Source organism: Lactobacillus sp. PSON (assembly GCF_052615405.1).
Genome location: NZ_JBQXFW010000006.1, coordinates 47844 through 60050, shown reverse-complemented (window position 1 = coordinate 60050; position 12207 = coordinate 47844). Strand labels below are relative to the sequence as shown.

Annotated in this window: 12 protein-coding genes; 1 reads left to right on the top strand and 11 read right to left on the bottom strand. The window is 33.2% G+C overall.

Annotated elements, in window-relative coordinates:
• Positions 1–9: 9 nt before the first annotated feature.
• Genes recG through ACTHPI_RS06075 form a run of 3 tightly spaced genes read right to left on the bottom strand, consistent with a single transcriptional unit; the run spans position 10 to position 4098 of the window.
• Positions 10–2049: an ATP-dependent DNA helicase RecG gene (gene recG / locus ACTHPI_RS06085; protein WP_445353278.1), complete on the bottom strand. Its 2040-nt coding sequence runs from the start codon at positions 2047–2049 to the stop codon at positions 10–12.
• Positions 2050–2051: 2 nt separating this feature from the next.
• Positions 2052–3713, bottom strand: a complete 1662-nt coding sequence (locus tag ACTHPI_RS06080) for a DAK2 domain-containing protein (RefSeq protein WP_445353277.1) — start codon at positions 3711–3713, stop codon at positions 2052–2054.
• A 22-nt stretch (positions 3714–3735) separates the two neighbouring features.
• Complete coding sequence (locus tag ACTHPI_RS06075; protein WP_445353276.1) at positions 3736–4098, bottom strand: Asp23/Gls24 family envelope stress response protein; 363 nt, start codon at positions 4096–4098, stop codon at positions 3736–3738.
• Between the two features lie 170 nt (positions 4099–4268).
• On the opposite strand from ACTHPI_RS06075, the gene rpmB reads away from it, so the two are divergent.
• Complete coding sequence (gene rpmB / locus ACTHPI_RS06070; RefSeq protein WP_144355465.1) at positions 4269–4454, top strand: 50S ribosomal protein L28; 186 nt, start codon at positions 4269–4271, stop codon at positions 4452–4454.
• 93 nt (positions 4455–4547) lie between these two features.
• Here the strand turns inward: rpmB and ACTHPI_RS06065 are convergent, their stop codons facing one another.
• From ACTHPI_RS06065 to fmt, 8 genes are all read right to left on the bottom strand, one after another.
• Positions 4548–4853, bottom strand: coding sequence for a hypothetical protein (locus tag ACTHPI_RS06065; protein ID WP_186277715.1), 306 nt, complete (start codon positions 4851–4853; stop codon positions 4548–4550).
• Positions 4854–4948: 95 nt separating this feature from the next.
• Positions 4949–5623 carry a thiamine diphosphokinase gene (locus ACTHPI_RS06060; protein ID WP_445353275.1) on the bottom strand — a complete coding sequence of 225 codons (675 nt, stop codon included), beginning with the start codon at positions 5621–5623 and terminating at the stop codon, positions 4949–4951.
• Entirely contained in the window at positions 5620–6279 is a 660-nt protein-coding gene (gene rpe / locus ACTHPI_RS06055; protein WP_445353274.1) for a ribulose-phosphate 3-epimerase, read from the bottom strand. Before rpe ends, ACTHPI_RS06060 begins: the two co-directional genes overlap by 4 nt.
• 12 nt (positions 6280–6291) lie before the next feature.
• Positions 6292–7185: a ribosome small subunit-dependent GTPase A gene (gene rsgA, locus ACTHPI_RS06050; protein WP_445353273.1), complete on the bottom strand. Its 894-nt coding sequence runs from the start codon at positions 7183–7185 to the stop codon at positions 6292–6294.
• Positions 7182–9200, bottom strand: a complete 2019-nt coding sequence (gene pknB / locus ACTHPI_RS06045; protein ID WP_445353272.1) for a Stk1 family PASTA domain-containing Ser/Thr kinase — start codon at positions 9198–9200, stop codon at positions 7182–7184. Before pknB ends, rsgA begins: the two co-directional genes overlap by 4 nt.
• Positions 9197–9946: a Stp1/IreP family PP2C-type Ser/Thr phosphatase gene (locus tag ACTHPI_RS06040; protein ID WP_445353271.1), complete on the bottom strand. Its 750-nt coding sequence runs from the start codon at positions 9944–9946 to the stop codon at positions 9197–9199. The genes pknB and ACTHPI_RS06040 overlap by 4 nt, the downstream gene beginning before the upstream one ends.
• 3 nt (positions 9947–9949) lie before the next feature.
• Entirely contained in the window at positions 9950–11275 is a 1326-nt protein-coding gene (gene rsmB / locus ACTHPI_RS06035) for a 16S rRNA (cytosine(967)-C(5))-methyltransferase RsmB (protein WP_445353270.1), read from the bottom strand.
• Positions 11262–12206, bottom strand: a complete 945-nt coding sequence (gene fmt / locus ACTHPI_RS06030; protein ID WP_445353269.1) for a methionyl-tRNA formyltransferase — start codon at positions 12204–12206, stop codon at positions 11262–11264. Before fmt ends, rsmB begins: the two co-directional genes overlap by 14 nt.
• Between the last annotated feature and the right edge of the window lies 1 nt (position 12207).

Genomic DNA, 12207 nt, shown 5'->3' with positions numbered 1-12207 from the left:
TTTTCTCTTCTAACTTCTATTTTGTTTTAATTGATTATAATCAAGAATTTGTTTAAGTGCAAAATGTTCTGCTTTATCCAATTGTGGATCATAATTAACTAAACTTTTTGCAACTTCTCTCGCAACAACTAAGGTATTATAATTATTTACCACATTTCCAACTTGAAACTCTGGCAAACCAGATTGTGCTTTACCAAATAAATCACCTTCACCACGCATTTTTAAATCTTCTTCAGCAAGCTTAAACCCATTAGTGGTTGAGGCAATAATTTTCATTCTTGCTTTTCCTGATTCAGTTTTAGGATCAGCTAGAAAAACGCAATAACTTTGTGTTTGCCCACGACCAATTCTTCCTCGCAATTGATGAAGCTGACTCAATCCAAATCTATCTGCATTATAAATTACCATCATATTTGCATTTGGAACATCTACACCAACTTCAATCACGCTAGTCGCTACCAGAATATTAATTTTCCCTGCAGAAAAATCAGTCATAATTTCATCTTTTTGTGCACCCGACATCTGACCATGAAGAAGTACCACATTTTGCTTTGGAAAATCATGCTTAATTTTTGCAAAAATTTCTTCTGCATTACGTAAATCCAGATTTTCTGATTCTTTAATCAATGGTGTAACAATATAAACTTGAAAACCCGCATTTAGTTGCTGCTTCATTTGATTATAAACTTCATCCATTTGATTACTTGTCTTCCATGTAGAAATTATTGGCTTGCGTCCTTTTGGTAAATGACGAATTTCTGAAACTGTCATTTCTCCATAAACAGTCAAAGCTAAAGTTCTTGGAATTGGAGTTGCTGTCATTGCTAAAACATCAGGAGCAAGTCCTTTATTAATCAAACTCTTGCGTTGGCCAACCCCAAAACGGTGTTGTTCATCAATTATAACTAAACCTAAATTTTTAAAGATTACATTATCCTGAATTAAAGCATGAGTACCAATTACAACATTAATAGTTCCATCTTGTAATTCTTGATATATTTCTCGTTTTTCTAAGCTTTTAGTTGTTCCGGTTAAAAGTGCCACGCGCACTCCTAAAGGACGAAGAAGTTCATCAATTTTTTTGAAATGTTGCGTAGCTAAAATTTCAGTTGGAACCATCAATGTAGCTTGAAAACCTGCCGTAATCGCAGCATAAATTGCATAAACTGCAACGATGGTTTTCCCTGAGCCAACGTCTCCTTGCAAAAGACGCTGCATTTGAAAATCTGAATGAATATCAGCAAAGATTTCATTTACAACATGCTTTTGATCATCAGAAAGTTCAAAAGGTAAAGAATTAGTTAATTTAGCAATTTCAGTTAAATCGTATTTTTTAGCAATTCCATGAGTGTTATTAGAATTGGTATTTGATAAAAGTGCCAATTGCATTTGAAAAATAAAAAATTCTCTAAAAATTGCACTTCTTTTAGCTAATTCTGCTATTTGTCCATTATTAGGATGATGCATATTTTTAACAATTTCTTGATCCGACATTAATCGGTATTTTTTTCTAATTTCAGCAGGAACGATATCGACCAATTCATCTAAATATTTATCAATTGCTAAATCAATTAATTTTTGCAACGTTTTTTGATGAATATTTTTATTCACTGAATAAATTGGAGCCATTCCACTATCATTTTCTTTAGCTGCAACAAATTTAAAACTTGTCAAGCTTTGCTTTGTAACACTATATTTACCGTATACAGCTACTTCTTTACCAACTTCAATTTTAGACTTTAACCACGGCTGATTAAAAAAATTGACCATGACGATATCATGGTCAATTCTCAGCTTAAAGCTTAATCGACTTTTTTTATAGCCAAAACGACTCACATAAGCTTCTGTAGCCACAATTCCTTTCAACATTACCTTTTGACCATCCATGATTTGATCTAAAGGTAATGCTTCTAAATCGTCATAACGAAAAGGAAAATAAAATAATAAGTCATAAATACTATAAATTCCCAAACTTCCAAGAGAAGCAGCCGTTTTTGTTCCTACACCCTTTAAATCAGTTACAGGAGCAAATAATGCGTCATTACTCATTTTTATTCAACTGAAACTAAGAAATTATAAACTGGTTGGCCACCATCATGAATTTCAAATTCTAAATCATCATGACTTTCTTCAAGTTGAGCTACAACTTCTTCAGCTTCACTCTTATTCGAATCACGACCATACATGATAGTGATAATTTCTGAATCTTCATCAAGCATCTTTTCAATCATTTGAACAGTAGCTTTGATAAGATCTGGATTATCAACACGAATATTGCCATCTACAATACCTAAGTAATCATTATTATGAATTTCAATATCATCAATCACAGTATCACGATTGGCTTGAGTTACTTCACCAGATACTACTGAATCAATATCTTCAGTCATCATTTCAACGTTTTCATCAACACTACTATCAGGATCAAATGAAAGCATTGCTGTTAATCCTTGTGAAATAGTCTTAGTAGGGACAATACCAACAGGAATATCACTTACTTCTGCTGCTTGCTTAGCTGCCATAATAATATTACCGTTATTTGGTAAAATAATTGCCTTCTTCGCACCGCTTTTCTTAATTGCTTCAATAATGTCACCAGCAGATGGGTTCATTGTTTGTCCACCAGAAATTATACGGTTAACCCCTTCGCTTTCGAATAATTTGCGAATACCATTTCCTGAAGCTACGGCAATTACTGCAAAGTCAACAGTTTCTTGTTTATCTTCATCACTTTCAACAATAGTTTCATGTTGAATACGCATATTATCAATCTTTATTTTTCCAAGTTGACCAAATTTACTGCCGTATTGGAAAACTTCTCCCGGATGTTCTGTATGAACATGGACCTTTGCTACTTCTCCATCAGAAACCGCAAGAAGAGAATCACCTAATCCTGACAAATGCTTTCTAAATTCTTCAAGTTCAAAAGGCTTTTTATCTGGAACATCTGCAGTTAAATCAACCATAATTTCAGTACAATAACCGTTAATAATATCTTCAGTAGCTAATTGACTTTGAACTGAAGATTGATGGTGCATTGCATTGATCATTTCATCCATTTCACTTTCATCTGGTTGATATTGATCCGCAAAGTTTTCGCCAAGAAGTCCTTCTAAAAATCCCTCATAAATAAAGAGCAATCCTTGACCACCTGAGTCAACTACACCAACTTGCTTTAACACTGGAAGTAAATCTGGGGTTGTTTTTAAAGCTTTCTTTGCTCCTTCTACAATCGCCTTCATTACTGCCTCAACGTCTTCGGTTTCACTAGCTTTGTTGGCACCTTCTTGTGCAGCAACACGCGCTACAGTCAAAATAGTACCTTCTACAGGTTTCATAACTGCCTTATATGCAGTAGCTACTCCATTAGTAAAGGCATTTGCTAATTCTTGAGCGTTCAAAGTTTTCATGCCTTGAGTTGCTTTATAAATTCCACGGAAAAGCTGCGAAGTAATAACACCACTATTACCACGAGCACCCATAAGCATTCCTTTAGCTAAACTCTCAGTTAAATCTCCTACACTATCACTTGGGTTTTCGCTAACTGCCTTAGCACCGCTTTCAATAGTTAAATTCATGTTGGTACCCGTGTCACCATCAGGAACTGGGAAAACATTAAGAGAGTTAACAAACTCCGCATTTTTCCCCATTCTATGAGTAGCTACACGCACCATATCTCTAAATTGTTTACTATCTATTTCTTTTAAAACCAATATTCTTAAACCTCCGCTCGCGTTATTCGTCAAGCACCTTTACACTTTGAACGATGACATTAACAGCTTCTGTGTCAATACCAAGTTGATGCTTCAAGTTAAACTTTACACTACCTTGTACATTACGGCTTACTTCTGAAAGCTTCAAACCGTAACCAACAATAATGTAAACATCAACTGTAATTTTATTATCTTCTGACTTAACAACAACGCCGCGCTTATAGTTGGCACGATTAAGAATCCCATCGAAGCCATCTCGAATAGCATTTTTTGAAGCCATTCCAACAACGCCGTAATTAGACGTAGCTGCACTACCAACAACAGTTGCAATTACTCCGTTTGAAATATCTATCAAACCATCTTTTGTTTTGATTTTAACAGCCATGTTTGTCCTCCGTCTTATTGTTCTTAATATACGCATTTATTTTATCATAGTAATTGACTTCGCGCTTATTAAAAAGTAGTCATTTAGAAAAAATAGTTTTTCAGGTTGAATTAAACCTCAACATATGCTATCGTAATAAAGTATGAAAACACATAAAGGAGGTTTAGCAAATGGCAAAAGATTTTGTAACAGGTAAGAAGACCACTTTCGGTAACAAGCGTTCACACTCATTGAACTCAACACGTCGTGCTTGGAAGCCAAACCTTCAAAAAGTTCGCATTCTTGTTGACGGTAAGCCAAAGCGCGTTTGGGTTTCAACCAAGACTTTGAAGTCTGGTAAAGTTACTCGTGCCTAATAGACCATAAAGCTTGTTAGAATCTAATTCTAACAGGTTTTTTATTTTTAATAATTATTGCAAAAAGGACATCTATTTTAGATGCCCTTTTTATTATCTTTCAATATTGTGATGCATATCATCATCAGGAATTTCATCAGCCATGCGTTCATCAAGTGGAGTATAAGCATAATCCGTAATCATTTCACTAAGCTTAGTAGGCATTCCCAAGTCTGCTTGTAAAATATTAGTATCATCTCCGGCGATGCTAGCAATTCGCTTATGCTTTTTCTTATCAAAAATATGTACTCTATTTTTATGCATATAATTGTCCACATTTTGCTTTGCACGGCTAAGACGAGCTTCATAACGGCCATTATCAAAGTCAGCAATATCTTTTTCAAAATCTGTATACTTCATTTTATCGACCTTCTTTTCTATCTTAACACTTATCTATATTTTACTAGCATTTATCAAAAATAAAAAAGAATTTGAACATAAAATTCAAATTCTTTTTAAATATTATAAAAACGATCAATATCTTTAGACCAAATTACCGCTACAATTCCCTTTTCAAAAGATAAATTAAAATTATCTTTTTCCGGTAAAAATTCATTTGATGAAAATACCCTTGGAAACTCTGCACTATAATCTTTTAAATCATAACGAGCATTGCTGATATTTAAATTTTGAACCGTAGTTAAATTCATCACTCCAAAATATGGATATTGTACTTTTTTATCAATCAAATAACTTCCTGGAGAATAAAATTTAATGTAATTTTGCTTATCAATAAGATTAATTTTTGAAGCAAATGGTCTTATATGAGGATTAAGAACCATTAATAAATTTACTAAAAAATGATCAATTCTTCCTCCAGTTGCGCCAAAAATCGTAAGTTCGTCAACATGATAATCTTCAAAAGCAACTTTTAACATTAACTCAGAATCAGTCAAATCTTTAATAGGATTAGAATATCGAATATCTGAAACCGAATTTTCTAATTGATATAATTCTTGTCTTTTTAATGAATCAAAATCACCAATCGCTATATCAATTTTAACTCCTAATTTTTGTAAAATGAATGCTCCACGATCAACTCCAAAGATTATGTCAAAATCTTTAAGCCTCTTTGTTAAATCTTGAGGCCACTCACTTTTAGGACCACCTAATAAAGCTGCTGCTTTCATTTGATAATATCTCTTAAGTGATTTACTTGAGTAGCAATGTCACCATTTTTAAATATGTATGATCCAGCCACAAAAACTTCAGCGCCTGCATCACGGGCAAGCTTAGCAGTCTTAGAATTAATCCCACCATCTACTTCAATTGGAACCCGCTTTTTTACTTCATCTAAAATTTCACGTGCCTTAGCAATTCTTTCAACAGAATTTGGAATAAATTTTTGACCGCCAAAACCTGGATAAACTGTCATTAATAAAACTTGATCTAATTTTGGAGCAAAGTTTTTTATTACTTCTACTGGTGTATCAGGATTTAATACTAAACCAGTTTTTACTCCATTAGAAACAAGATAATCTAACCAGTAATTTAATTTTTCTTCATCCATTGCTTCATAATGCAGTTCAACCATATCCGCACCAGCTTTTACAAAAGCGGGTACTAACACATCTGGTTTATCACTCATTAAATGGATTTCAGCTTCAGTCATAGGAAAACTACACTTAAAATCACTAACAAGTTCCGGACCAAAAGATAAATTAGGTACAAAATGAGCATCCATAATATCAATATGAAATCTCCCAATACCTGCTTCAATTGCTTTAGTTATATCTTTTTTTAAATTTAAATTATCTGCATTTAAAATCGAGGGTGCAATTATCATTTTTTTCTCCAATTATTTCAAATATTCAGGAATTCTACCTTCACTAATTTCTGTTCTCATAGCCAAATAATCATCATAACGACTTTGAGCAATTTTTCCTTCTTCAAGTAATTTCTTAACTTCACAACCAGGTTCTTGTAAATGCTGACAACCTCTAAATTTACATTTAACACTTGCTCTTTTAAATTCAACAAAATAATTGCAAAGTTCATTTATTTTAATCGGGGTTAAATCAATTGATGAAAATCCAGGCGTATCAGCTAAAAAACCGTCCCCAAGTTTAAATAATTTAACTGCTCTTGTTGTATGCTTGCCTCGATTTAAACTCATCGAAATCTCACCAGTTTCCTGATTAGCATCTTTTTTAAGTTTATTTAGTAAGGTTGATTTTCCAGCTCCAGATTGTCCTGCTAAAGTCCAAATTTGACCTTTTTTAATTTGACTTGGGATTTTTTGAATATCATTTTCATTATCAAAAACTTGATAACCAATTTCCCGATAATAATTCAATTCTTCTTGAATAGTTTTTAGTTTTTCTGTAGGAAGTAAGTCACTTTTAGATAAATAAATAGTTACAGCAACTTTTTGCCAAGAGAAAAAAGTCAAAAATCGATCTAATAACTGCAAAGAAAAATCAGGTTGAACTGCCGAAATTACTAAAAGAACATGACTCACATTGGCTACAGCTGGTCGACCTATACGATTTACACGGGGGAGAATTTTAACTAAATACCCTATTCCCTTATCATCAATTTTAACTTCAACATGGTCTCCAACCGCTGGTTTTTGTTTTTTCTGCCTAAAAGCCCCTCTAGCCCTAGTTCTTATAATTTCACCATTATCCAATTCAACATCATAAAAACCTGCAATTAAACTGATAACAGTTCCTTCAGCTTGCTTTGTCATTTAGTCACCTTCTCACTTAACACTGTCTGACCATCTCTTACAACACGTAATTCACCATTATTATTTTTTAAAGTGAATGGGATTGAAAAGTTAGTATCACGCTTTATATATAAATCACGATAAATATTACTTATAGAGTGATCGTCATCTTGAATATAGATTTGAACATGGTTTCCTTTATTATCTGCTTTTTCTGCCTCATTGTCAGTTTTTTCATCTTTACCAGAATTTGGAGCTTGATAATCTACTGTAAAGTTTTTAGTTACTACAATATTTTCTTTAGCTTTTTCTTTAGCACCTTTAGAAACTGTAATCGTTACTGTAGAACCTTTTTCAAGCTCAGTTCCAGCAGAAGGATTCATTGAAATTACCATGTTCTTTTCTACATCATCAGAATATTTTTCTGCAATTTGTAGAGTTAATCCATTTTCTTTAGCATAATCTTGGGCACTTTTTAGAGAATAGTTTTTTAAGTTTTTAAGTTTAACCATTTGCTTTTTAGGTCTAACTTCCGGTTCTGGCTTTCCTTTCGAGATAACCAATGTAATAGTGGTTTGCTTAGGTTTTACTTCTACATCAGCTGCAATGCTCTGGCTAAGTACTTGATCGACTGGAACTTCTTCAGAAAATTGCATTTCCTTGACAACCTCAAAGCCCATTTTTTCTAATTTTGCAACAGCTTGCATGTAATTTTGACCAGTAACATCCGGAACTTTTACCATTCCAGCACCGTTAGAAATTACTAAATCAACTTCCTTCCCTTTTGAAACTGACTTTCCAGAATTGGGCTTAGTTTTAATTACTCGACCAGCATCAATACTGTCAGATTTTTGATGAGAAATTCTTCCTAATTCTAGTCCAGATTTTTCCAGTTTTTGTTTAGCAGTTTCTTCGGTCATATTAGTTACATCTGGAATTCTAATCCGAGGATTGTCTTTACTACTTAAAGCAAAAATCATCACAAAAACTATTAAAATTGCTGCTAAACTCATAAAGATCCACCACCACTTATGTTTTTTTAAAGCTTGCCAAAAACTCGGCTTATTTGGATCTCCATTTTGATTATCACCATCATCTTTAGGATCATCAGGTGGCGTTTTATTATTACTATTATTATCAAATTTAGGTAAAACTATCGTTTCATCATTATTAAAACCATGATCTGGTACAAATTCAGCTTCATTTCTTCTACTAGCATCCAAACTGGTATCAAGATCAACCTTCATCTCGTGTGCAGTTTTATAACGATCTCGAGGATCTTTAGCAGTAGCTTTTAAAACAATATTTTCTAAAGCTTGTGGAACCTCTGGATCCTTTTTTCGAATAGAAGGAATTGCTTCTTGGGCATGTTTTAGCGCAATTGAAACTGGTGTATCTCCATTAAAAGGAACTTTTCCGGTTATTAACTCATATAAAATTATTCCTAAAGAATAAATATCGGACTGTTTAGTAACAAGCCCTCCACGAGTCTGTTCTGGAGACATATAGTGCACGGATCCCATTACAGAATTAGTTTGCGTAATTGAGCTTTGATTGAGTGCAACAGCAATACCAAAATCTGCAATTTTGATATTTCCACGTTTATCCATAAGAATATTTTGTGGTTTTAAATCACGATGAATCACATTATGCTTATGTGCCAATGTCATTGCACTTAAAATTTGATCCATAATCCTAATAACTTCGTGTAGATCAAGTGGTGAATTTTCAAGGATATAATCCTTTAAATCTGGTCCATCTACATATTCCATTACCATATATGGCAGACCATTGTCTGTTCCTACATCAAGTACTGAAACAATATTTGGATGACTTAATTCACTGGTTGCTAATGCCTCACGTTGAAAACGAGCTAAAGTCTGTGATTCTTTTTGTAAATCTAAACGCAAAACCTTAACTGCAACTTTTCGTTGCAAAATTATATCTTCAGCTAGATATACATTAGCCATTCCACCCTCGCCTAAAGTATCAATAATTCGGTAACGCTCGCCAAGCAAATAACCTTTATCGATCATTTACTTTCGTCCTCCTTATTCCAAATTAGGCAAACAGTAATATTATCACCACCACCTAATCTGTTGGCTTCGTTAATTAACTTATTACAACGATCTTGCAAACTTAAATCCTTAGTTGCTAAAATTTGTTGAATTTGAGGATCGCTTAACGAATTAGTTAACCCATCTGTACAAAGTAAAATAATATCATTGGCATGCATATCAATATCACAAAATTCTGGATCAATTGTACTTGATACTCCTAAAGCTTGAGTAATAATATTTTTTTGAGGATGGTGCTTAGCTTGCTCTTTAGTGATTTGACCCATTTTTACTAATTCATTAACTAAAGAATGATCTTCAGTTAATTGAACAAAATTCCCATCAGCATAGCTATAAGCTCGTGAATCACCCAAATGAGCAATTAAAGCTGAATCCTTAAAAGCAAACGCTAAAACGATAGTCGTTCCCATGCCATTTAAATCAGGAAAACGATCAGCAGTTTTTAAAATCGTCTCATTTTCAGAATTCAACTGAACATCTAACCATTTATGCGCTAAGACTGCATCTTTAAAATCAGTCATCTTAAAATTATGTCCTAAATGACTTACAGCCATTGTAGATGCTACATCGCCTCCTTGATGACCACCCATGCCATCACACACAATTGCTAATGTTATGTCACTTTTATTTTTAAAAACCTGTACAAAGTCCTGATTGCTTTCTCGTATTCTTCCAATACTTGAAGCATATGCTGTTTTAATCAAAATCTAACCTCGCAATTTAAACTTAGCTATAAAGAAGCCATCGCTACCATAGCTATCTGGTAAAATCTTTAACATCCCTGATTTGGATGCTATTTTTTCCAACTTAAATGGAGCCAGTTCAAAATTAGGATGATTCTTTAAAAACTTTTCAACTACTTTTTCATCTTCTTCAAAAGAAATAGTACAAGTTGAATAGACCAATTCTCCATTTTTGTTTAGAAGTAGAGCAACAGAATCCAATATATCTAATTGTATTTTCTGTAAATTTAATAAATCATCCATTGTTTTAGAATATCGAATTTCAGGCTTTCTTCTAAGAAGCCCTAATCCTGAACATGGTGCATCTACTAGTATTCTATCAAATTGCTGCTTTGAAAAGTAATCATGCGCTTTACGTGCATCCACTCCTTTAGTTGAAACTCTATCACTTACTCCCATTCTTTCAGCGTTTTGTCGGACTAATTTCAATTTCTTTTCATGAATATCTAAAGCAGTTACATTACCTTTATTTAATCGTTCAGCAATCTGAACAGTTTTACCGCCTGGTGCACTACAAGCATCAAGCACTACTTCATTGCCACTAATATCAAAGACATCAGCTACCAAACTAGCTGCTTCATCTTGAACTGTTAAATATCCTTTTTTAAATAAATCTGACTCTACTATCCCACCATGATTTAAAATCACATCGTGACTAGATAAGCTTGAATATTCTGGATCATATCCTAATTTTTTCAATTCAATAAAAGTATGTTTTTGATTAACTAAACTAGATAGACGAACACTATTTTTTGCAGTTTCATTAAAACTAGCCAAAATACTTTCAGTTCGTTTTTCACCCCAATTTTTAATGAGATATTTTACTAGCCAAATAGGCATACTTTCTTTGACACTTAAATATTTAACTGTATCTTTTTGATCAGGTAAAATCTCGCCTCTACGAGTTAAGGCTCGTAAAATCCCATTAACTAATCTAAATCCAGAAGAATGTTGTTTACCAAATTGCTTAGCTAATTTATTTGCTTCATCAAGAACTGCTCGATTTGGCACCTTATCTAAAAATAGTATTTGATAAGCCGACATCAAAAGAAGCGGCATAATATACTTTTCAGTAATTTTAGTCTTAATTAACCCATTCAACTGATATTCTAAATAGATTTTATATTGAATAGTCCCATAAACTAACTTTGTAGCTAAATTTTGATCAGCTTTTGAAAGTTGGGAACTTTTTAAACTATTATTTAAACTAATATTTGAATATGAGCCATCCTCTAACACACGAATTAAAGTATTAAGCGCAATTGAGCGCGCAGTCTTAGTTGTCGACAATTTTTTCTCCTATTGTAAATTTGCTACCTTGACCATTTAAGAAGTTCTTAACTGGCATTTTTTTCTTTCCTGCAGGCTGAAGTTCTAATAAATTAAGAACACTACCATTAGCAAAACTAATGGCAAATCTACCCCTATTATCTACTAAGCTTCCTGCTTCTAAATCAGTATTGTCAGAAGCTACTTCTGCTTTCCAAACTTTTAGTCGTTTATTATCTACCATCATGTAAGCACCTGGGTCTGGATTTAGACCACGAAGCAAATTATTTGCTTCTCGTGCAGTCATTTGAGTAGTAATTTGCTCTTGTGACTTTTTAATATTTGGTGAAAATACTACCTCATCTTCATTTTGTGGAGTTTTTTCTACACTTCCATCTTCAATCTTAGGCAAAGTTTCCAATAAAAGGTCACGACCTAGATATGATAATTTTTCAAAAATTGTTCCTGCAGTATCCTCTTCTTCAATATCAATTGCTTTTTGAGCATACATATCACCAGCATCCATCTTCTTAACCATTTCCATAATAGTTACACCAGTCTGCTTATCACCATTGATCAATGAATATTGAATTGGAGCTCCACCACGATATTTTGGTAAAAGAGACCCATGAACATTTACTGCTGCAATTTTAACTGAATTCAAAAACTTAGTTGGTAAAAATTGTCCGTAAGCTGCAGTAACAATAAAATCAGCCTTCATATCAATTAATTCATCCATTTCAGGTGAACCAGATAACTTAACTGGTTGATAAACTGGAATGTTTAATTTTTCTGCAGCAACTTTAGCAGGTGTTTTAGTAATTTTTTGTTTACGACCTACTTTTTTATCAGGTTGTGTTACTACTGCTTTTACATCATAACCATTCTTAACTAATCCTTCTAAAACTGGAACGGCAAAATTAGGTGTTCCCATAAAAATTATTGATGTCATA